The sequence below is a fragment of the Micromonospora fiedleri genome (genome assembly GCF_016774385.1).
Lineage (GTDB): Bacteria > Actinomycetota > Actinomycetes > Mycobacteriales > Micromonosporaceae > Micromonospora > Micromonospora gifhornensis.
This window is the reverse complement of record NZ_JAETXL010000006.1, coordinates 463,028-484,384: the sequence shown is the minus strand read 5'-3', so window position 1 is coordinate 484,384 and position 21,357 is coordinate 463,028. Positions and strand designations below refer to the sequence as shown.

Genomic DNA, 21,357 nt, shown 5'->3' with positions numbered 1-21,357 from the left:
TGTTTCTCGAACAACGGTGTACGCCTTGAGTCTAGGGCGAGCCGATCGGACAGGTGGCGCTCTGCACTGCCACCCCGGCGGAGGCAACCGTCACGGCCGCGGGCCCGGCCAGGAGCAACGCGATCGCGGTGGCGGCGACGAGGCGGTGGCGGATCCGGGGCCGGGCCGGCGGGGCCAGCATCCGGCGTACCCGTTCGACCGCACCTGTCGCCGCGCCGAGCGCGTGCCGGGGGGTGCGGTCGGCGAGCCGCACGATGGCGGTGGCGACCGCCTGCCGCCCGTGGTGCTCACTCGCGCGGTCGTCGGCGAGATGCTCCACCAGTCGCCGGATCTCCCGTTCGGCGATCTCGGCCATCGGCAGTCCGGGCAGCGCGCGGTGGAACGCGGCGGCGAGGGCGACGAGGAGGTGGTGCCGGCCGCGCAGGTGCGCGCGCTCGTGCCGCAGTACGGCCGCGAACTCGTCGGCGGTGAGGGCGTCGAACGCGGCGCTGGTGACGATGACCTTCCCCGGACGGCCGGGCAGGCAGTAGACCGCCGCATCCGTGTGGTCGACGATCGTCCAACCATCGGCGTCCTGCCGACTCAGCGGCAGCAGCGCGGCCAGGTGCCGACGACGCCAGCGGCGGGCGGATAGGAACGTGCGGACGAAGCTGACCAGCAGGCGGGCGACCAGGATCGCGGTGGCCAGCAGCGCGGTCACGGCGAGGGCCCCGTGCAACGCACCCATTCCCGCCAACGCCCGGACGCACGCCGTGACGATGCCGTCCAGGCCGGCGGCCAGCGCAGCCGGCGGTACGGCGACGAACAGCCCGGCGGCGAGGACGGCGACGGTGACGGACAGCTCCGCACCGAGCCACAGCCCGACCGTGAGTCGCGGCAGGGAGGTCGTCCACCGCCCGGTCAGGGCAGAAGGTGCGAGCAGCGCCACCGCGGTCGCCCAGGCCAGCAGTACCAGGCTGGTCACGAGCTCGGCCTCCCCCGCTGATCCAGCAGCTCACGCAGCGCAGCCGCCTCCTCGGGCCGCATGGCGTCCACGAACCGGGCCAGCGCGGCGTGCTGGTCGGCGGCCGACGAGAGCGCCTCGGCCATGAGCTGTCCGACGTGCTCCTCCCGGCTGGCCCTCGGTCGGTAGCGGTAGGCCCGGCCGGCGAGATCGCGGTCCGCCCAGCCCTTGCGGTGCAGGTTGTCCAGCACCGTCATCACCGTGGTGTAGGCGAGCCGGCGGTCCGCCATCGCGTCGACCATCTGCCGCACGGTGAGCGGCTCGGTCGCTGCCCACAACGCGTCCATCACCGCGGCTTCCAGCGGACCCAGTGGACGGTCGTTGCCCGGGTCCTTCCGTCGATCTCGGCTCACCGGTCGACCGTACCGTCGGCGGCGAGCAGCTTCGACCCGGCCGGCGTCGGGCAGGCACGCTCGCCAGCGAGGCGACGCCGCAGCGCCCAGCCGAGCAGGACGATCGAGGCCACGGCGAGTACCGGCTGCGCCGGAGCGAACCAGCTCATCGCCCCGCTGTAGCCCAACGCGAGCAGGACGATCTTGTTGCAGACGGGACAGCCGACGGCGAACAGGGACAGGGTCGCCCCGGTCACGCCGGTCCGCGTACCGGTGCGCCCCGCCGCCGGCCCGGCGGGCCCGACGTAGGTCGCCAGCAGCAGCCCGGACAACACCGCGGTCACCACCAGCACCGGCCACGCCCACCAGGTGACGGCCACCTCGCGACCGAAGAAGGGGGTGTCGATCAGGGCGGTGGGTACGGCGATCACCACCGTGGTCACCACGGCGCCGAGGACCGCCACCCACCATCGCCGCGCCGACCAGGCCGCCCGGCCGGGCCGCACGTTGACCCCGGCCAGGCCGGCCGCGGACGGCAACGCGGCGACCGGCCCGGCGCTGGTGCGCTCCATGTCGGTCGCCGGGTCGCTGCTGGTGCCCTGCCGGCTGGTCGCCGATTCGGCGGCGCTGCGACGGCGGCGGCGTACCAGGACGGCTGCCGCGGCCAGCCCCACGGCCAGGAGGACCAACTGGTCCGGTACGTCGCCGAGGGTGCCGGTGATCCACTCCTGCGCGGTGCTCTCGATGTCGGTCAGGCCGAGGCCGCCGGTCAGGCCGGCCGTGCCGTCGAAGGCCAGGAAGAACCCGCCCAGCGCGACGAAGAGCAGGCCGGAGAGGGTCGACGTGCTGTGCAGACGCAGTCGACCCACCGCGAACGACCGGCCCCGCAACCAGCGCCGTTCGGCGATGCGCCACCGGTCCCAGACGAGGGCGAGTAGCAGCAGGGGCACCGTCATGCCCAGCGCGTAGACGGCCAGCAGGGCACCCCCGATCGCCGGCCGCGCCGAGGTGGCGGCCACCGTGAGGATTCCGCCCAGGATCGGGCCGGAACAGAAGCCGGCCAGCCCGTACACCGCGCCCAGCGCGAAGACCGACAGCGGGGAGTTCCCGGTGATCCGGCCCAGCAGCCGTTGCGCCGGCCCGAAGGCGAACCCCTTGCCGGCCAGTTGCACGACCCCGAGGGCGATGATCGACCATCCGGCGACCAGGATCAGCGTGTCGCGGTGCTGGAAGAAGACGTTGGCCACCACCGTGGACCCCACGCCGAGCGGTACCAGAACGGCGGCCAGGCCGAGGTAGAAGACGCCGGTACGGGCGAGCAACCGACGCGGGTTCTGGAAGGCGTACGCGAAGAAGGCCGGCAGCAGCATGGCGCTGCACGGGCTGAGCAGGGCGAGGACCCCGCCCAGCAGGGCGGCCAGGTAACCGATCTGGCTCACGGTGCGTCCAGTTGCTCGTCGATGGCCTGCTTGAATGCCTCGTACGGCTGGGCGCCGATGATGGGCGTGTCCCCGACGATGAAGGCCGGGGTGCCGGTGAGGCCCATTGAGGCGGCCTCCCGCTGGTCCCGGTCGATCGCCTCCCGGGTGACGGCGGAGGCCCGGTCGGCGTCGAAACGGGCCAGGTCCAGGCCGAGTTGCGACGCGATGTCGCGCAGGGCGGCGTCGTTGAGCGTTCCGCTGTTGACCCGGCGCTGCTTGGCGTACAGCGCGTCGTGGAACTCCCAGAACCTGCCCTGGGCGGCGGCGGCCCGCGCGGCGCCGGCGGCGGCCCGGGACTCGTCGCCGAGGTAGGGCAGGTCACGCCACTCGATGCGGACGAGCCCCTGGTCGACGTACTCCCGGATCAGCCGGGGTGCGGTCTCCCGCGCGTGCTTGCCGCAGAACGGGCACTGGAAGTCGGCGTACTCGATGACCACGACGGGGGCATCGGGTTCGCCGAGCGCGACCGGATCGCCGGGTGTGCGCCTCGCCAGCTCGGCGAAGGGGTTCTCCTGCTGGCTGCCGGCCGTTCCCGCAGCGGGGGCGGTGGGCTGGTCGGTCGGTCTGGCGATGATCGCGAGGACCGCGACGACCGCGATGACCACGACCGGCCCCAACCAACCGGCTGCCTTGCGGATCGGTGGCGGGGTCTTCCCGGCACCCCCACGGGACCGCGTCATCGGCGCCACCTCCAGTCCGCTCCACAACTACTAGCTGCTTTAGTACTAGCGAGCATAGTACTAAAGCAGCTAGTAGTCGTCAGGCCTGGTGGTCGCCGCCGGAGATGTCCACAGATGCGACGGAAAAGTGGCTCCTGTCGCCGGTGTCATGGCCCATCGGCGCGTGTGGGGGACCTGGACGGGTAGTCACCTGATGCGGAGAGGTATCCATGCCCACGACATCCCCCTGGCATACGTGGCACATGGGAAGGGAGAACGGTAATGGCACCAGACGTGTGCGTCATCGCGACATCCTCACTCGGCGACCGCAGCTACCTGGCCTCGGACGGGCAACAGGCGGTCGTGGTCGACCCGCAGCGCGACATCGACCGGGTGCTGTACCTGGCCGGGGAGAAGGGGGTGCGGATCACCCACGTGGTGGAGACGCACATCCACAACGACTACGTCTCCGGCGGCCTGGAACTGGCCCGGACGACCGGCGCGCAGTACCTGGTCGCCGCGGCCGACGAGGTCGACTTCGCGCGGACTCCGATCTCCGACGGCGACGTGCTGTCCGTCTCGGACCAGCTGCGGCTGCGGGTGATCGCCACCCCGGGCCACACCTTCCACCACCTGTCGTACGTCCTCGACGAGGCCACCGGCGGCGACTGGCGGCCGGTGGGCGTCTTCACCGGCGGATCGCTGCTGTTCGGTACGACCGGACGCACCGACCTGCTCGGCAAGCAGTACGCCCACGACCTGGCCCACCAGCAGTACGCCTCGGCGAAGCGGCTGGCCGACCTGCTGCCCGACGGGGTGCAGGTGTGGCCGACGCACGGCTTCGGCAGCTTCTGTTCGGCCAGCCAGGCCGACGCGCCCGACTCGACGATCGGGCGGGAGAAGCAGGTCAACCCGGTGCTGCGCCTGGCGGCGGACGAGTTCGTCGACCAGACCCTCGCCGGCCTCGACGACTACCCGGCGTACTACGCCCACATGGGCGTGGCGAACCTCGCCGGGCCGACGCCGGTGGACCTCACCCCGGTCACCACGGCCGACGCCGCCGAGTTGAGCAGGCGCATCGCCGCCGGCGAGTGGGTCGTGGACCTGCGGCACCGCAAGGCGTACGCCGCCTCCCACCTGGCCGGCACGGTGAGCCTCGGGCTCGACGGCCCGATGTCGACCTGGCTGGGTTGGCTGATCGACTGGGGCAAGCCGGTGACCCTGCTCGCCGAGACCCCGGAGCAGATCGCGCACGCCCAGCGGGAGTTGGTGCGCATCGGCATCGACCGGCCGGCGGCACAGGCCACCGGCGAGGCCGAGCGGTGGGCGGCGGATCCCGGGCAGCTACGGGAACTGCCGATGGCCGACTTCCCGGCCCTCGCCGCCGCCCGCGCCGGACGCCTCCCGGCCGGGCTGCCCGCCCCGGACGTGCTCCTCGACGTGCGGATGACGAACGAGTGGCGCGACGGTCACGTGGACGGCGCCGTGCACGTACCGCTTCCGGACCTGCGTCAGCGGCTCGCCGAGGTGCCCGCCGGCACCGTCTGGGTGCACTGCGGATCGGGCTACCGGGCCACCGCCGCCGCGTCGCTGCTGGTCAACGCCGGCCGTGAGGTCGTGGTCATCAACGACAAGTTCGACCGGGCCGAGGCGGCGGGCCTCGCCATGACCGCGCCGCCGACGCCGACCGGCGGTCGGTGACCGAAAGAGGAACGCCGGGATCGGATGTCTCGTTCCGGCTGCCCGCCTGCCTGCCTGCCGCGTGGTCAATCAACCAGCGGCGTCCCAACCTGAGTCCGGCCTCGTGGCGCGGAACACGCTCGAACGGGCCGGTGCCGTCGCATCGGCCCGTTCGAGGCCCTGGTTGGTTACCGGTGCCCTCAGCTACCGCTGCAGACGGCGGCGGTTCCGCTACCGTTTCCGGTGCCCTGGAAACCGAAACTGGTGGTCTGACCGGCGCCCAGCTGTCCGTTGTAGTGCTCGTTCCTCACGGTGATGATGCCGCTGCTGCCGGTGGACACGCCGTTCCAGATGTTGCTGACCGACACGCCGCTCGGCAGGTTCAGGGTGACTGTCCAGCCGTTGAGGGAGGTGCTTCCCGCGGTGACGTTGACGTTGGCGACGAAGCCGCCGTTCCACTGGTCCTGCACGGTGAAGACCGCCGTGCAGCCGCTTCCGCCGGGCGGCGGGCTGGCGGGTGGTGGCGTGGTCGGCGGTGGGGTGGTGGGCGGGGGAGTGGTGGGCGGCGGAGTGGTGGGCGGCGGGTCGCCGTCGAGCGTCAGGTTCTTCTGCTGGACGGTCCACTGCGTACGGCACAGGCCACAGTTGGGGCCGACGAAGTTGGCCCCGGCTGAGGTGTCGCCCTTGAGCCGCCACTTGAAGTAGAGCGTCGCCACCCGAGCGAACTCTCCGCCGTTGGGCTGGTCGTAGGTGGCGCCGTGCCCGACATTGAGGTTGCCCATGAAGGCGGGCAGCCCGGCCGGCAGCTTGCCCCAGTCGTCCATCGCGTTGGGGTAGGCGATGTCGCTGGGCCCGCCGATGAAGTAGGCGATCGGCTTGGTCAGCCGCCTGAGCTGGTAGTCATCGGCGTCGTTCAACAGGCCGCTGTTGAAGATGCCGGTCGTGGTGACGCGGGGGTCGTTGGAGACGGCGTACGCCTCCACTCCGCCGCAGGAGAAGCCGGCAACAGCGATCTTGGTGGTGTCGAGCTTGTTGTAGTACTTGCTGCCTTGCCGGGAGTTCTCCGCCACCGCCCAGTCGATGGTCTGGGTCAGCATCTGCGCGTTTGTGGAGCCGCCGCCGTTCGGCGCCCCGTTGGCCACGGCGAGGAAGCCGTGCGAGGCGATCTCACGCAGGAAGTTGTGCTGCGAGAGGCCGTTGCCCGAGCAGGCGCCGTTGCCCCAGGCGAGGATGGGCAGCCGCTCGGCCGGGAGGTTCTGCGGCCGGTAGATGGTGTGGTTGGCCAGGCTGGGGGAGGTCTCGTAGTCGGCCGGGTACGGGCCGGAGCCGCCGACCGCGGCGCTGGCCGGACTCACGCTGATCGCCATGATCACAGAGGTGACCGGGACGACGAGGGCGACGAGCCCCGCGTAGACCTTCGATCTCCTTTTCATGCACCCTCCAGGGGATGTCAATGGTGGCACTCCCTGCGGTGGCGGTGGCCGCTGTCCAGCCGTGCCCTGACCAAGGTCGGCACCGGCCGCGAGTCGATGTGGCTGCCCTGACCGCCCGGCTGCGGTCCCCACAGGCGACTCAAAAGGGGGAGCGGTGTGTGCAGTAACTATTACCAGCGCAACGAAAAGTGTCAATGTGGCGAGCGATTCGGGTCAGCCTGCGACGGCGGGCCGGTCGGTGTCGCCCGGACCGGCTCCGGTCGCGCCGGGTCGCTCGACGCGCGGAAGTGCGTGACCCACGAAACGGCGTCCGGCCAGTACGGCGTGACCACCTCGACGAGGCGGGCCTGGGCGAGCGCACCGAGCGCGGTGTGAATGTCCAGGAAGGTGTCCCGGGCCTGCTGACGCGGCCACGGCTGCGGGAGGAGATGCTGCGGCAGATCGGGGTCGGAGTCCGCGAACTTGCACCAGGAGTCCATGGCGGACGTGCGGGCCACCAGCGCTGCGACCGGGTCCACCCTCCCGTTGCGGGCGGCTTCCCGCAGCTCGGCGTACTGCTCGACGAACCGGGAGTAGTCGGCAGCCAGAGCGGCCAGGTCGTACGCGCTCGCCGGTCCGTGCGGCCCGGACTCCTCGTCGAACCGGACGTGCATGACCGACCACCGGGCATCCTCGACGTGCTGCAACAACTCGTCCAACGCCTGGCGCACGGGCGCAGCGTCGGAGCCCGGCCGGATCCACACGCTGTCGTACAGGCCCACGAAGCGCAGCGCGCTCAACGACCTGCGTACGGCGTGACGCAACGCCTGACCGGAACTCGGAATCGAGAACGACACAAGCACCCAGTCGCCGGTCCACTGCGGGGGACGGGCACCGAAGTTCAGGAAGTGCTGCATTCGCGAGCGATGCTTGGCGATCGCCTGCGGCGTCAGGTGGTAGACCGGCGGCCTCGCGTCCCCACGCCTGGCGATCAAACCGCGCTTGACCAGGCGCGACAGCGCGGCCCGGGCGCTGGATTCGCTGATCCCGAACTCCCGCAGCAGGGCGATGACCGCGGTCGACGGCAGATCGGCGTCCGACGAGTCGAGATACTCGCCGAGCAGGGTCGCCAGCAGGTGTTGCGGGCTGGACCCGGCCTGAGCCCGGGGTAATCGGACGGTATCGACGGATTCTTCGGCGTACACCTCATCAGGGTGCCGCACCGGGTCGCCCACCGTGCCGTCAGGCGGTCGCTCGACCGCCCTCGGTGCTGTCCGAAGAGGAGTGAAGCCCGCCACTCAAGCTTCAAACTTGAACTTGGCGGCCTATGCTTCAAGCTTGAAGCTATCGAAGTGGGTGAAGCGGACTCCCGCTGAGTGCCGACGGAAAGTGTGGTGACAGGGATGGACAAGCAGCTGCCCTCCAAGGACGACCCGATCTGGACCGCCGCGAGAGGCTTCGTGGCGCGTGACGACGAAGGCGTCCTCAAATTGGTCAACGGCGGGCAGGAGGCGGCCCGCGTGAAGGTCACCGGCGACCAGACCGACGGCCAGCTCAGTCTCCTGGCGTTCGATATCGCACCCGGGTTCGGGAACCGGGCACACGCCCACGGGGCCGAGAGCGAGGCCTTCTACGTGGCATCGGGTGAATTCCGTTTTCTCAACGGCAACCGCACCTTCGAAGCCGGTCCGGGCGACTTCATCTATGTCCCGAAGAACACCCGCCACGGCTTCAAGAACCTGAGCAGCGAGATCGGCAAGCTTCTGGTCTTCTACAGCCCGGCGGGAGCGGAGCAGTTCTTCCTCAAGTACGGTGACGACCCCGACCCGGCCGGGAACCCGCCGCCGGCGTGGACCCCGGAGAAGTTCGCCGAAATCGCGGGCGCCCTCGACGCCCACCACATGATCATGTTGCCGGACGAGGACTGGGGCTAGGCCCCGGGTCGACGTCCGGTCAACCGCCCCGGCGAGGCGCCGGATTCGTGGGGGTGAACCCCGGGTGGTGTCCAGGCTGGTCAGCGCCCGCCTCGGCGGGCGCTGGGCCGGGCCCGGGCGGAGAAGGCAGCCACGCCGCCGCGCGCCGGTGCGGATCGCGTCGACGCTGCCGCCGCCGTGGCCGGCTTGCCGCCGCGTCGGCCCCGGCCGCCGTTGGCGGGCGGCGCGTCGTGCCGAACATCGGCCGCCGGCGTCACCGGCCGGGGGACGAGGGTCCGTTCTCCCGGGGCGAGTTCCCGCAGCAGCGCGTCACCTGGGCGCAGTCGGGTCGTGGTGGCGGTGATGCCGGCCTTGCGGGTCAGTTCCCGCACCTCGGGCACCTGCCCGTCGGTCATCAGCGTGACCACGGTCCCGGCCGCGCCGGCCCGGGCGGTACGCCCCGAGCGGTGCAGGTACGCCTTGTGCTCCACCGGCGGGTCGGCGTGCACGACGAGCGCCACGTCGTCGACGTGGATGCCGCGGGCGGCGATGTCGGTGGCGACCAGGGTGTGCACCTGGCCGTCGGCGAACGCCTGCAGGTTCCTGGTGCGCGCACCCTGGGCCAGGTTGCCGTGCAGTTCGACGGCGGTCACCCCGGCGGCGACCAGCCGGCGGGCGAGCGTCTTCGCGCCCCGCTTGGTGCGCGTGAACACCACGGTGCGGCCCGGCGCGGCGGTCAGTTCGACAAGCACCTCGAACCGGTCCGAGGGCTCGACGTGCAGCACGTGGTGCGCCATCGCGGTGACCGGCGACAACCCCGAGTCGACGCTGTGCACGGCCGGATCGGTGAGGAACCGGCGTACCAGGACGTCGACGCCGGCGTCCAGGGTTGCGGAGAACAGCAGGCGTTGCCCGCCGCGCGGGGTCTGCTCCAGCAGCCGTCGTACGGTGGGCAGGAAACCGAGGTCGGCCATGTGGTCGGCCTCGTCCAGGACGGTGATCTCGACGGCGTCGAGGTGGGCGGCGCCGGTCCCGACGTGGTCGGCCAGCCGACCCGGGCAGGCCACCAGCACGTCGACACCGGCGCGGAGCCCGGCGATCTGCGGTCGCGCGGCGACGCCACCGAAGATGGTCATCGTGCGCAGCGACAGGGCCTGCGCCAAGGGCGCCATCACGCTGTCGATCTGGGTCGCCAGTTCACGCGTGGGAACGAGGATCAGCGCGCGGGGGCGTCCCGCCCGCCGTGGCGTCCTGGAGGCGGCCAGGCGAGTCAGCACCGCCAGTACGAAGGCGTAGGTCTTGCCCGAACCGGTGCGTCCCCGGCCGAGCACGTCCCGTCCGGCGAGCGCGTCGGGCAGCGTCGCGGCCTGGATGGGGAACGGCCGGTCCACGCCGCTCGCGGCCAGCACGCGGTTGAGCGCGTCGGGCACGCCGAGTTCGGCGAAGGTGGGCGCAGGGGATGAGGTGATCTGGTGTGGGCGGCGTGCCGCCATGAAGGCTCCGAACGTCGAAGGGACGTCCCGCCCGGCGCTGACCATCCGGCCGCGGCGCGTGGCGTGGGACATCGAACCCGGCCGCCATTGCTGGGCGGGCCGTGCTGTCAGTCTACTCGACGTCGCCGCCGGGCCTCGCTGCCCGCGTACATGCGGTCAGCGTGGCCCGTGTCGACGGCCGATCAGGGGCTTACCACCTGCCACCGGCTCTGTTCGTCCATCCATGCCCGGGCCAGGATCTCCGCCGACTGTCGGCCGGGGCACTGGTGGATCTTCGACCGGCCGGCTTCGCCGCCGGCTCGGGCCTCCACCTCCCACGACTCACCGTCGGTACGGATGTACACGTCGCGACGCCCCCGCACGGTGCGGTTGCCGTTCCACCAGTGGCGTTCGGTTTTCACCCCTCGACCGTATAGCACAACTTCCGAGGATGGAATGTTGGCGATCTTGGTAGGCGGGGGTGCACGCACAGCGACCGCGCAGGCAGGCGCGGTCGGAGCGGACGGGTAGTGATCAAAGGCTCATACCCGGCATACCGGCCCGCCAGCGTGGTCCGGGCCCGGCAGTGGCGATTTCGACAATTAGCGTGAGTTGCAATTGTCGGCTGCGGTTCGTCAATCACGTCGAAGCTGTGACGATGCTGAGTCAAATCGCGATTTGCAAAGTGATTGTGGCGATCGAATGTTGTGCCGGTGTAGGTGGCGCGGTGTTTGTTGGCGCGTCCGAAACCCGTCACTTCTCGTTCATTGCGATCTATGCACGTCGATAAATATGATTTCCGTGTTCCCGATCGGGAGCCCAAAGGACGAGGGAGGTCCTCTTTGAAATCCACCCTGCGCTGGACCGCGATCGCGGGAATGTCGATCGCGTTGGTCCTGGGGGGCGCACCGGCCGTCAGTGCAAGTCCCACCACCACCGAGAGCAACGGCAACACCAGCACCGTCGCCCGGACCCTCGACGGTCGGGCGATCACCAACGACAGGATCGCCAAGGAGGTCGCGGAGTTCTGGACGCCGGAGCGGATGGCCTCGGCCGTCGACCTGACCTTCGCCCGGCCCGGCGGCGTGGTCGAGTCACCGGCTCTCACGCCGAAGCCCACCGGGCCGGCGGGCGCGGTGGCGCCCATGGCGCCGAGGATCGCCGGCACTGACGACGTCCGGACCATGGTCAACGAGTCGCTGGCGGTCGGGAAGGTCTACTTCACCGTGCCCGGCGGTGGCACCGCCTCCTGCTCGGCCAGCACCGTCGCCAGCGGCAAGCGGCGGCTGGTGATGACCGCGGGGCACTGTGTGCACGGGGGTGCCGGCGGCCAGTGGTACAGCAACTGGCAGTTCGTCCCGCGCTACCGCAACGGCGCCCGTCCGTTTGGCACCTTCGTGGCGTCCAGCCTCAACACCCGTACCGCGTGGATCAACAACAGCAGCTACGCCGAGGACATGGGCATCGCCGTCATGAACAACGGCGGCTCCTACGGGCTCAAGGTCGTCGACACCGTCGGCGGTCACGGCCTGCGCTGGAACTACGGCTACAGCGTCTCGGTGACCGCGCTGGGTTACCCGTCCAACCTCGGCGGCGGCGAGAGCCAGTACTACTGCCAGGGCACCACCTGGAACGCCGGCGGTCAGCAGATCCGGATGTGGTGCAACATGACCTACGGTTCCAGCGGCGGACCCTGGCTCCAGGAATACAACGACAGCACCGGGTACGGATTCATCAACAGCGTCGTGAGCCACGGTGACAACCCGGGCAACGGCCAATTCGACGGACCCTACTTCGACGACGACATCAAGAGCCTCTACGACTTCGCCGAAAGCATCTCTCCGGCATAGGGGCACCTGAAATCATCGGCCCCGGCCAATTGGCCGGGGCCGATGATTGTCGATTGCCACGCAGTGCCGTCATCGAATGGCGGTCACAGCCCCGCCGCGGCGTCGTACCGGCGGCGCAGGTCGACCATTTCCGAAGGGCTCAGCGCCTCCTTCTGCGCCGGCTCCGCGTACTTCGGCGGGAACATCTGCCGCAGCCGGTCGATGAAGATGACGTCCTCGGTCGCCTCCACCACCTGGATACCCGGCGGATCGGTCGAGAAGTCCATGATCACGGGACCGGCCAGTTTGACCGCCCAGTCCCAGGTGCGCTTCTGCTCGGCGACCCCGCAGAGGTGGAAACCGTAGACCGTCTGCACGTCGGCGAGCTTGCTCGCCTCGGACGGCTCGTACCCGTAGACATGTACCCCGCAGATCACCGCCGGCTTCGTCTGCTCGCCGTTGGCCACCTGCTGGAGGTCGTGCCCCGCGTGGTTGTGCTGCTCCGGGTCGGCCTGTTCGAGGATGGTCCGCATCCGGGTCAGGATCTGCCCCTGCAGATCCGCCGGCTCCGCCTGCGAGCCGGCCGTCCTGACCACGACGGCCGCGCCGGCCGACACCGCCACCAGGATCGCCGCCACCCACACGTAACGGTGTCGATACCACCCCGCGAAACTTGCTCGGGAAACCATGACTGCTTCTCACCTCGTCGCCGGTACTGCTGAGTTGGCAGGACGTACCCAGGGAAAGGTGCCCGGTCGGGCAGTGGCCCGGCGCTACGGCGCGAGCGTCCGCCAAGTGGCGCGCTGCCGGTAACGCGATGCTCCCGCGTGGCCGTTCCCAGCGCGGTTGCCCCCACGCTGCGGCGATGTGAGCCATTCCAGCACGCTTTCACCCGCTCCGGCAACAGTTCGGGCACAGGCCGGTTTGCGCGACGGTGCGCGGTGGCATTGACACGCGCCGTCATGCATTCCATGGTCAATGGATTCATCTCTCAGTCGAAGGGGCCCGCAGGATGGTCAGCAACGAGCACAGGTACGTCATCATCGGCGCCGGCCCCGCCGGTGTTCAGCTGAGCTACTACCTTCAGCAGCACGGCGCCGATTACCTGACGCTCGAAAGTGGTGACTCACCCGGCGGGTTCTTCCGCCGGTTCCCCCGGCACCGTCGGCTCATCTCGCTGAACAAGGTGCACACCGACAGCACCGATCCCGAGATCCGGCTGCGGTGGGACTGGAACTCGCTGCTCAACGACTCCCCGGACCTGCTCTTCCCGAACTTCAGCAAGGAATATCTGCCGGCCGCCGACGACCTGGTGCGTTACCTCGCCGAGTTCCAGCGGCACTACCAGCTCAACATCTCCTTCGGCACGACTGTCGAGCAGATCACCCGCACCGCCGACGGCTTCACCCTGCGCACCGATCAGGGCGAGGTGCGGGCGCGCTGCCTCATCGTCGCCACCGGTTGGGGCAAACCGTTCGTGCCGGCCATCAAGGGCATCGAGCACGCGATCGGCTACGAGGACATGGTCGTCGACCCCGAGGAGTACGAGGGCCAGCGGGTCCTCGTCATCGGCAAGGGCAACTCCGCCTTCGAGACCGCCTCGGCGATCCTCGGTCGGGCGTCGATGGTGCACCTGGCCAGCCGGCACCCGCTGAAGTTGGCCTGGAACACCAAACACCCCGGCGACGTACGCGGCCAGTACGGCGCGATCCTCGACAGCTACCAGTTCAAGACGCTGCACTCGGTGCTCGACTGCACCATCGACGAGATCCGGCCCGTCGACGGGCGCTTCCAGGTGTCGATCACCTACACCCACGCCGACGGTGAGACCGCCGTGCTCGACTACCACAAGGTGGTGCGGTGCACCGGCTTCCAGATGGACACCTCGCTGTTCGACGAGACCTGCCGTCCCGACATGGTGCGCGACGACCGGATGCCCGACCTGCGCCCGGACTGGCAGTCCACGAACGTCGACGGCCTCTACTTCGCCGGCACCATCGCCCAGGCCCGCGACGTCAAGCACGCCTCGTCGCCGTTCATCGACGGATTCCGGTACAACCTGCGCACCTTCACCCGAATGCTGCGGGAACGCTACGAGGACGTGCCGTTGTCGTACGCGACGACCCCGGCCGACCCCGCCTCGCTGACCAAGCTGATGCTCGACCGGGTCAACTGGAGCTCGGCACTGTGGACCCAGTTCGAGTACCTCTGCGACGCGTTCGTCCGCGACGACGCCACCGGCGACTTCCGCCACTACGAGGACCTGCCCGAGGACTACGCCGTGGAACGCTTCGCCGACGCCACCCAGTGGTACACGTTGGCGCTGCGCTGGGGCCGCGACGAGTACGGCGACGTCTTCGCCATCGAGCGCCACCCGACCCCCGACCGCGCCCGGGAGAGCGCCTTCATCCACCCGGTGATCCGGCGCTACCGGGGCACCGAACTGCTCGCCGAGCAGCACCTGCTGGAGGACCTGCTGGCGGAGTGGCGTCGACCGGACCGGCACGTCGAGCCGCTTGTCGAGTTCCTCAGCAAGGACTTCACCAACGGATCATGACCTCGTCGAGCGGTTTGCGGGCCAGGTCCGGGACGCGGGCGTCCGGCGCGGGATAGCCGACCGGCATCACCACGTACGGGCGCTCCTCCCGGGGCCGCTCGCACACCTCGTTGAGGAACCGCATCGGGCTGGGCGTGTGGGTCAGCGTGACCAGGCCGGCGTGGTGCAGGGCGGTGATCAGCACGCCGACCGCGATGCCCACGGACTCCTTGACGTAGTACGGCTTCGGGCTGTGCGGCCCCTGATGCACCTCGAACACCACGATCACGGCCGGTGCGGTCTCCAGGAACGGCTTCTGCCAGTCGGTGCCGAGCCCGGAGATCGCACCCAGCCACTCCGTTGAGGCGCGGTGGTCGTAGAAGGCACGTTCCTCGGCCTCCGCCGCCTCGCGCAGCCGGCGCTTGCGGGCCGGGTCGGTCAGCACGACGAACCGCCACGGCTGCACGTTGGCGCCGCTGGGTGCGGTCGACGCCGCCCGGATCGCGGCCTCGATCACCTTCTCGGGCACCGGGTCGGGAGCGAAGTCCCGTACGGATCGGCGCTGCGCCATCCGTTCCGCGAACTCCTCCGCCTCGCGGACCATGTCCGCCGGATGTCGACGCCGGTGCTGGATCGGAACCCTGGGTAACAGATGCGCGTGGGTCACCTGTGGCCTCCCCTGAAACAGGTGGACCGGCCGCCACCGGGGGCGATGCCCGCCGTGCGACGTTCGGTTCCTCCAGCATCGCGGAGGCGGGTGCCGTTCGTCGTTACGTAAGTGTGCCTTCTTGTTCGGCCAGCACTCCGGGCGCGGTCTGCGCGATGATCTCGTCGACCACATCGGTCAGGCGTCCGCGGGCAGCTGCGGCGGCCCGCTGGCGGGTCGCCCCGTCGCCGTCGGTGCCGAGCCGGGCCAGCCAGTCCTCCACCCGCTGCCGGTCGCCCGCCTCGTCCAGGGCCGGCCGGACCAGGCGTACCAGCCGATCGGCGAGCGCGGCGGCGGGCAGCAGCCGGCCGGTGGACACGTCGACGCCGTGGCCACCCATCCCGTCGCGGGCCGCCCGCCAGTACGCCAGCCGCAACAGCTCCGGTACCGGCCGGGGCCCTTCGTCACCGCTCTCCACGGCCTGCCCGGCGACCATCACCAGCGCCCGCACCAGGGCGGCCAGCGCCACCGATTCGGCGGCGGTGACCGGCACGTCGGTCACCCGCACCTCCAGCGTCGGGTGGTTCGCCGACAGCCGCAGATCCCAGAAGATCGTCCCGTGGTCAACAAGCGCCCCCGCCTCGATCAGCATGGCGATGTGCTCGTCGTACTGCTGCGCGGAGGTCAGGAACGGCGGGGGACCGGCCACCGGCCACCGACCCCAGGTCACGCTGCGCCAGCTCGCGTAGCCGGTGTCCCGCTCGCACCAGTACGGCGAGTTGGCGGTGAGGGCGAGCAGCACCGGCAGGTGCGGGCGCAGATGGTTGCCGATGAGTACGGCCCGGTCCCGGTCGGGCTCCTCCACGTGCACGTGCACGGCGCAGATCGCGAGTTCGTCGTGCAGCCCGCGGAAGGTGGCGTTGCCGCGATCCTGGCGCGGCCCCTCGGTGATGGGCGGTGGCACGGCGTTGCCGAGCACCGGCGAGGCACTGGCGATCACCCGCAGCCCGGCCGAGCTAGCCGCGCTCTGGACCGCCCGCCGGCCCTCGGCCAGCTGCGCCCCCAGCTCGTCCAGGCTCCGGCATGGGTCGGTGCGGGCCTCCACGTGCAGTTTGGTGATCTCGCCGCCCACCCGCGCGCCGAGGGCCGGGCGGGCGCGGTCGATGACGGTGGCGGCCTCCGGGACCACCTCGCCACGGTCGGGGTCGACGACGAAGAATTCCTCCTCGACGCCGATCCGGGGGACGGTCGATCCTGGACGCTGTTCCGTAGCCATGCCGCCGACGACCTCCCGCTGTCGGCCCGTTGCCGACGGTAGGCAGGTTACGGGATTCAGGCGACGAGTTGCGTGCCGAAACCCTCCATCGAGGACACTGTTTCCACGAGTCCGGCCAGCAGCGCCGTACGCTCCGGCATCCGGTCCAGGCAGACGTACTCGTCGGCGGAGTGTGCACCGCCTCCGACCGCGCCCAGACCGTCGAGCGTCGGTACGCCGAGCGCGGCGGTGAAGTTGCCGTCGGAGGCCCCGGCGGCGTACGCCCCGACAAGGTCCGGCATGCCGAGCGCCAGCGCGGTCGACCGCGCCATCTCCAGCAGCGGTTGGGCCAGCTCGGCGGGCATGGGGTAGCGGTTGATCCCGCCGCACACGGTCAGCGTCGCCTCGGACAGGTGCGGCTGCAACCGGCGGATCGCGTGGTCGACCCGCTCCAACTCGGCCTTGCTCCAGGCCCGCACGTCCACCGCCAGGCTGGCGCTCTCCGGCACGGTGTTCGTGGTCGTTCCGGCGGAGAGCAGGGTGGGAGTGACGGAGGTGCCCGCGCTGTCCGCCGTGCCGAGCGCGCCCAACGCGAGGACCTGATGGGCGACCTCGACCGTGGCGTTGATCCCCCGCTGGGGTTCCACGCCGGCGTGGGCGGCACGGCCCTGGATGGTGAGGCGGTACACCGAACCGCCCTTGCGGGCCACCTTCACATGCCCTTCCGGGGTGGCGGCCTCGCAGACCAGTACCGCGCCGGAGCGCCGCGCCTCCCGTTCGATCAACGGCCGGGAGGTGACCGATCCGCTCTCCTCGTCACAGGTGAGCAGCACCCCGACCGTCGAGGTGTCCTCGACCAGGCGCAGGGCGGCGAACATCTGCACGATGCCGGCCTTCATGTCGCACACACCGGGGCCGGTCGCCACGTTCCCGCGTACGGTGAAGGGTCTGGTTTCGGTCGTGCCGATCGGGAAGACGGTGTCGAAGTGGCCGAGGAGCAGCACCCGCTGGTCGACCGCCGGCCACAGCAGGTGCGGTAGACCGTCGAGCACGACCCGTTGGGCCGGCCGCCCGAGCACTTCTGTTCCCCAGCGGGCGAGCAGGTCGGCACAGGACTCGAGATGGGGCAGCGAGCCCGGTGCCGACTCGTACGCGACGAGGGTGCCCAGCTGGTCGACCATGTCTGCCTGCAGCTTGTCGGCGGCATGGCGCAGACGACGTGCGTGGTCCATCGATCCCTCCGAACTCACGGGTGACGGGCCTGGCCAGGCGTGTCCATCGACCATCGCAGAGGGGGAGGGGTGTAGCCACCCTTGTCCGTGCTGTGTGCTCAGTCAGTGCGAACCGTTGCCCCGTAACCGAACTCGACGACCTGACGCGCGGTCGCGGCGTAGGCGTCCCGACCGGCGGGCGCGAAGGTGCCGAGCCCGTCGACGTACCGGTTGAACATGCAGAACGCGGCAGCGATCAGCACGGTGTCGTGGATCTCCGTGTCGGTGGCGCCCTGCGCGCGGGCGTCGGCGACCAGTTCGCTTGTCACGTTGCGGCCGCTGACCTGCACGGCACCGGCGATGCGCAGCAGCGCCCGCAGCTTTGCCGAGATCGGGGCGCTGTCCAGGTCCGCGCGTACCTGGTCGACGAGGTCGTAACCCTCGTCGAGCTGCGCGGCGGCGAACGCCGAGTGCGAGGCGCAGCAGAACTCGCAGTCGTTGCGTCCGGACACGTACGCCGCAATCAGTTCCCGCTCCCCGGCCGGGAGGGTGTTCGGGGCCCGCAGCAGCACCTCGGCCAGTTCGTTGAGCGGCTTCGCCGTCTCGGGGCGGTAGCGCATCGGGCCGGTGATGCCGGGGAATTCCTTCTCATCGATTCCGAGATCGATGTGCGCCATGCTCGTCCTGCCTCTCAGCAGTGCGTCGTGGCCCGGGTGGGCGGCGCTCACCGAGGGGCGCTGCCCCTGTCGAGGATCGCTGCCCGTGCGGGGCGGCGTGAGCGACGCCGCGCAGCCACGATCACATCCGGTCCTCGGCCGCGCTTCTTCATTCGTGCGCTGTCCGGGCCGGCACGAGGCCACCACCGGACCGGCGGTACCGGCCGGGAGCGACGGCGTGATGGCGCTTGAAGGCGTTGCCGAAGGCGAACTCCGAGGTGTAGCCGACCTTGGCGGCGATGACGTTCAACGCCGCATCGGATTCCTGGAGCAGCCGGGCGGCAGTGGTCATCCGCCACCAGGTCAGGTAGGTCAGTGGCGGTTGACCGAGCAGCGCGGTGAAGCGGCGGGCGAACGGTGTCCGGGACAGCCCGGCCTCGGCGGCCAGTGCGGCGACGGTCCACGGACGGGCCGGATCGCGGTGCATGGCGTTCAGCGCGGCGGCGATCGGCCCGTCGTTGAGCGCCGCGGCCCAGCCGGTGTCGGCCGCGCGTACCGGCTGCCCGTCGAGCCAGGCGCGCAGGATGTGCAGCAGCAGCGTGTCCAGTAACGCGGGGACGATGGCGTCCGTGCCGAGGCGCGGGTGCGACAGTTCGTCGCCGAGCAGCTGCACGGTGGCGTGCAGCTGCGGGTGTCGCCCGAGGTGCGCGGGCAGGTGGATCAACTCGGGTAGATCGGGCAGCAGGGGATGGGTGCGCGCGGTGTCGAACTGGTAGCCGCCGCAGAGGATGATCGTGGCCGGGGCGGTGGCTGGCCTGTCGGTGTCGCTGTCGTGGCGGTGCAGTGTCGGCTGGGCGTCCGGGTCGCAGGCGGGCCCGGTCGCCGGCGTCGCCGGGCTGTCGACGAGCACGTGTCCGCGTCCGTGCGGCCGGAACACCACGTCCCCGGTCGACAACGCAACGGGCTCGCTTCCCGCCTGCACGAGCCAGCACCGCCCTTGCAGGATCACCTGGAATCCGGCGGACCCGGGCATCGACGCGAACTGCTGCGCCCAGGGGGCGTGCCAGGCCACCCGCGCGGAACGAGGCTGTCCCGTTCGCATCACCGCGATCACGTCGCTGAGCACGTCCACCCGCCGAGGGTAGCGCCGGGCAGGACGATCGCGTATGAACGAGAGCCTGCGAAGCATGGTTCGTCCCTGGGGCTCGCCCATAGGTTCGAGCGGTGAGAGCCATGAGAATGCACGAGTACGGTGACGCGTCCGTGATCCGCGCCGACGACGTACCCCGTCCCGTCGCCGGTCCAGGCGAGGTCGTGATCAAGGTCGCCGCGACCTCGTTCAACCCGTCCGACGTGGGGTTGCGCCGAGGGCTGCTGCGCGCGGTCTTCACCGCCGACCTGCCGTACACGCTCGGTGGTGAGGTGGCCGGCACGGTCGTCGAAGTCGGCGCGGCCGTGCCCACCCTCGACGTCGGCGACCCGGTCATCGGTCGCATCGACGGCGGCGGTGCCGCCGCCGAGTACGTCACCGCTGCGGCGGAAAACCTCGTCGCGGCGCCCACCACCATCCCGCTCGCCCACGCCGCCGCCGTTCCCATCGCCGGTGTCACCGCCTGGCAGGCCGTGTTCGACCATGCGAAGGTCATCGCCGGCCAACGGATCCTGGTCAACGGCGCGGGCGGTGGCATCGGCGGGTTCACCATCCAACTCGCCAAGCACGCCGGAGCGTACGTGCTGGCCACGGCGAGCCCACGCAGTGCGGACGCCGTTCGCCGGCTCGGTGCCGACGAGATCATCGACTACCTGGCCACGCCGCTCGTCGACGCGCTCGACGAACCCGTCGACACCGTCGTCAACCTGGTTGCCGGCAGCGCCCGGCAGGCCGGCATGCTGCTGCCGCTGGTGCGGCCCAGTGGCCTCGTCGTGTCCGCCACGGTCCCGGTGCGGCCACCGGCCGGATCCTCCGTGACCGCCGTGCACTTTGTCGCCCGCAACGACACCGACCAGCTTGCCGCGCTGGTCGCGCTCATCGATGCCGGCAAGGTCCAGGTCGACATCGCTGCCGTCCGTCCGCTCGCCGAACTGGCCGAGGTGCACCGCGAGGCCGAGTCAGGTCAGACCCGCGGAAAGATCATTCTCGTGCCGTGAGACTCACCCGCAGGCAGCAGGCAGCAGGCAGCTGAGCGGCGACCCGGAGCGACACGATCAGGGGATCCGTTCGGTTGCCGACGCAGAGCCCTGAGCGGATCGTCCTAGTCTCGACATGTTCATTCCTCGCGTCCGCTTCTCCCCGCCAGGGGCCGGGCGCTGATGGACACCGAGCGGCCTGCTCGGGTCGCGACGGGCGGAGGCTGAGGATGGGCGACAACAGGGCAACCGGGAACATCCACCGACGTCAGTTCGTCAGGCTCTCGGGAGCGGTCGGCGCCACGGGCCTGTGGGGTCTCGCGGGAGGTGGTGCGGCGCTGGCCGACGGGGGACCGGCTCCCGGGCCGCCGGCACCGGACCCCGGCGGCCCGGGTGGCTCGGCCTGCCCCACGCCGTCGCAGTTGTGCGGCTACCCGAGCGACACCGGCGGCCGGTACGACCTGTGGGACCGCGTGCAGGTCTGTGAGGGGACGAAGCCCGGCCCGCCGTTTCCCCAGTGCCTGGCCACGACACCCACCTACGTGATCCTCAACGGCGGGTCCGGGTCCAACCACGACTTCCTGCTGGTGCCCAGTTGCCGCATCAGCGGCATCGAGTGCCCGTTCATCGCCACCTCCAGCGCGCCGAACTACTGGCTCGACGCCTGGAACAACGCGCAGCCAGGACAGCCGGGTCATGTGGTCTATCCGCACATCGGGTTGGGCATCAACTCGGCCGATCCGACGATCCGGCAGCAGGATCAACTCCACATCCACCTGGCGGGCATCCACTCGGGCATCCAGACGCAGCTCAACAACCACGACAGTGCGATCACCAACAACCCGGCGCGGTGGCCCACCCAGATCGTGCCGGTGTGGGGACTGACGAGCACCGGCGCTCCGGCCCCCCGGTCGTACCGGGTGTTGCACGTGGCGAACCTGAACACGAACCTCTTCACGCTGCTGCGCGACAGTGTGGTGCGCCCGACCGGGGCGAGCATGGCGGCGCAGATCCTGGCCGTCACCCCGCGGCTGGTCGGCAACGGTGGGTTCTACGTCCTGAACAGCGAACCCGGCCTACCCGTCCCGCCGGGCCAACCCGGCGGCACCGGCACGGTCGACTTCCTGCTCGCCTACGCGTGATCG

Annotated in this window: 20 protein-coding genes; 6 read left to right on the top strand and 14 right to left on the bottom strand. The window is 70.5% G+C overall.

Annotated elements, in window-relative coordinates; genetic code table 11:
* Positions 1 to 31: 31 nt before the first annotated feature.
* From JMF97_RS19290 to JMF97_RS19280, 4 genes are read right to left on the bottom strand one after another with little or no spacing between them, the layout of a single operon-like run.
* Positions 32 to 964, bottom strand: coding sequence for a M56 family metallopeptidase (locus tag JMF97_RS19290; RefSeq protein ID WP_203222797.1), 933 nt, complete (start codon positions 962 to 964; stop codon positions 32 to 34).
* Positions 961 to 1,356 (bottom strand): BlaI/MecI/CopY family transcriptional regulator, encoded by a 396-nt coding sequence (locus JMF97_RS31390; protein WP_013734664.1) that lies wholly within the window; start codon positions 1,354 to 1,356, stop codon positions 961 to 963. The genes JMF97_RS19290 and JMF97_RS31390 overlap by 4 nt, the downstream gene beginning before the upstream one ends.
* On the bottom strand, positions 1,353 to 2,774 hold the full coding sequence (locus JMF97_RS31385) for a cytochrome c biogenesis protein CcdA (RefSeq protein ID WP_307816989.1): 1,422 nt from the start codon (positions 2,772 to 2,774) through the stop codon (positions 1,353 to 1,355). The genes JMF97_RS31390 and JMF97_RS31385 overlap by 4 nt, the downstream gene beginning before the upstream one ends.
* On the bottom strand, positions 2,771 to 3,496 hold the full coding sequence (locus JMF97_RS19280; RefSeq protein WP_203222796.1) for a DsbA family protein: 726 nt from the start codon (positions 3,494 to 3,496) through the stop codon (positions 2,771 to 2,773). Before JMF97_RS19280 ends, JMF97_RS31385 begins: the two co-directional genes overlap by 4 nt.
* A 261-nt stretch (positions 3,497 to 3,757) precedes the next feature.
* Between JMF97_RS19280 and JMF97_RS19275 the strand changes: the two genes are divergently transcribed.
* Entirely contained in the window at positions 3,758 to 5,176 is a 1,419-nt protein-coding gene (locus JMF97_RS19275) for an MBL fold metallo-hydrolase (protein ID WP_203222795.1), read from the top strand.
* Positions 5,177 to 5,355: 179 nt separating this feature from the next.
* Here the strand turns inward: JMF97_RS19275 and JMF97_RS19270 are convergent, their stop codons facing one another.
* Positions 5,356 to 6,588 (bottom strand): cellulose binding domain-containing protein, encoded by a 1,233-nt coding sequence (locus tag JMF97_RS19270; RefSeq protein ID WP_203222794.1) that lies wholly within the window; start codon positions 6,586 to 6,588, stop codon positions 5,356 to 5,358.
* A 191-nt stretch (positions 6,589 to 6,779) separates the two neighbouring features.
* Positions 6,780 to 7,772, bottom strand: coding sequence for a PaaX family transcriptional regulator (locus JMF97_RS19265; protein WP_203222793.1), 993 nt, complete (start codon positions 7,770 to 7,772; stop codon positions 6,780 to 6,782).
* 198 nt (positions 7,773 to 7,970) lie between these two features.
* On the opposite strand from JMF97_RS19265, the gene JMF97_RS19260 reads away from it, so the two are divergent.
* A complete protein-coding gene (locus JMF97_RS19260) occupies positions 7,971 to 8,501 on the top strand; it encodes a cupin domain-containing protein (RefSeq protein ID WP_203222792.1) in 531 nt (176 codons plus the stop codon).
* 80 nt (positions 8,502 to 8,581) lie between these two features.
* On the opposite strand, the gene JMF97_RS19255 is transcribed toward JMF97_RS19260, so the two are convergent.
* Together JMF97_RS19255 and JMF97_RS19250 are read right to left on the bottom strand one after the other, a co-directional pair.
* On the bottom strand, positions 8,582 to 9,973 hold the full coding sequence (locus tag JMF97_RS19255; protein ID WP_126710655.1) for a DEAD/DEAH box helicase: 1,392 nt from the start codon (positions 9,971 to 9,973) through the stop codon (positions 8,582 to 8,584).
* A gap of 182 nt (positions 9,974 to 10,155) precedes the next feature.
* On the bottom strand, positions 10,156 to 10,374 hold the full coding sequence (locus JMF97_RS19250) for a hypothetical protein (protein ID WP_013734656.1): 219 nt from the start codon (positions 10,372 to 10,374) through the stop codon (positions 10,156 to 10,158).
* 456 nt (positions 10,375 to 10,830) lie between these two features.
* Here JMF97_RS19250 and JMF97_RS19245 point away from each other — a divergent pair, with 456 nt between their 5' ends.
* The gene (locus JMF97_RS19245; protein WP_043725050.1) at positions 10,831 to 11,802 is read left to right on the top strand and encodes a trypsin-like serine peptidase; all 972 of its coding nucleotides are present in this window, start codon (positions 10,831 to 10,833) and stop codon (positions 11,800 to 11,802) included.
* 83 nt (positions 11,803 to 11,885) lie between these two features.
* Here JMF97_RS19245 and JMF97_RS19240 read toward each other — a convergent pair whose 3' ends face one another.
* Positions 11,886 to 12,470 (bottom strand): hypothetical protein, encoded by a 585-nt coding sequence (locus tag JMF97_RS19240; protein WP_126710656.1) that lies wholly within the window; start codon positions 12,468 to 12,470, stop codon positions 11,886 to 11,888.
* Positions 12,471 to 12,793: 323 nt separating this feature from the next.
* On the opposite strand from JMF97_RS19240, the gene JMF97_RS19235 reads away from it, so the two are divergent.
* Positions 12,794 to 14,338, top strand: a complete 1,545-nt coding sequence (locus JMF97_RS19235) for an NAD(P)-binding domain-containing protein (protein ID WP_203222791.1) — start codon at positions 12,794 to 12,796, stop codon at positions 14,336 to 14,338.
* Here the strand turns inward: JMF97_RS19235 and JMF97_RS19230 are convergent.
* The 5 genes from JMF97_RS19230 to JMF97_RS19210 all read right to left on the bottom strand — a co-directional run bounded on the left by JMF97_RS19230 (position 14,322) and on the right by JMF97_RS19210 (position 19,217).
* The gene (locus JMF97_RS19230) at positions 14,322 to 14,921 is read right to left on the bottom strand and encodes a nitroreductase family protein (RefSeq protein WP_013734652.1); all 600 of its coding nucleotides are present in this window, start codon (positions 14,919 to 14,921) and stop codon (positions 14,322 to 14,324) included. The two genes, JMF97_RS19235 and JMF97_RS19230, sit on opposite strands and share 17 nt — an antisense overlap.
* Positions 14,922 to 15,087: 166 nt before the next feature.
* On the bottom strand, positions 15,088 to 16,239 hold the full coding sequence (locus JMF97_RS19225; RefSeq protein ID WP_203222790.1) for a carboxylate-amine ligase: 1,152 nt from the start codon (positions 16,237 to 16,239) through the stop codon (positions 15,088 to 15,090).
* A 56-nt stretch (positions 16,240 to 16,295) separates the two neighbouring features.
* A complete protein-coding gene (locus tag JMF97_RS19220; protein ID WP_203222789.1) occupies positions 16,296 to 17,450 on the bottom strand; it encodes a M20 family metallopeptidase in 1,155 nt (384 codons plus the stop codon).
* A 98-nt stretch (positions 17,451 to 17,548) separates the two neighbouring features.
* Positions 17,549 to 18,106, bottom strand: a complete 558-nt coding sequence (locus JMF97_RS19215) for a carboxymuconolactone decarboxylase family protein (RefSeq protein WP_203222788.1) — start codon at positions 18,104 to 18,106, stop codon at positions 17,549 to 17,551.
* Positions 18,107 to 18,254: 148 nt separating this feature from the next.
* Entirely contained in the window at positions 18,255 to 19,217 is a 963-nt protein-coding gene (locus JMF97_RS19210) for an AraC family transcriptional regulator (RefSeq protein WP_203222787.1), read from the bottom strand.
* Between the two features lie 101 nt (positions 19,218 to 19,318).
* Between JMF97_RS19210 and JMF97_RS19205 the strand changes: the two genes are divergently transcribed.
* Together JMF97_RS19205 and JMF97_RS19200 are read left to right on the top strand one after the other, a co-directional pair.
* Positions 19,319 to 20,233: an NADP-dependent oxidoreductase gene (locus JMF97_RS19205; protein WP_238359602.1), complete on the top strand. Its 915-nt coding sequence runs from the start codon at positions 19,319 to 19,321 to the stop codon at positions 20,231 to 20,233.
* Positions 20,234 to 20,442: 209 nt separating this feature from the next.
* The gene (locus tag JMF97_RS19200; protein WP_203222786.1) at positions 20,443 to 21,354 is read left to right on the top strand and encodes a CDP-diacylglycerol diphosphatase; all 912 of its coding nucleotides are present in this window, start codon (positions 20,443 to 20,445) and stop codon (positions 21,352 to 21,354) included.
* Positions 21,355 to 21,357: the final 3 nt, after the last annotated feature.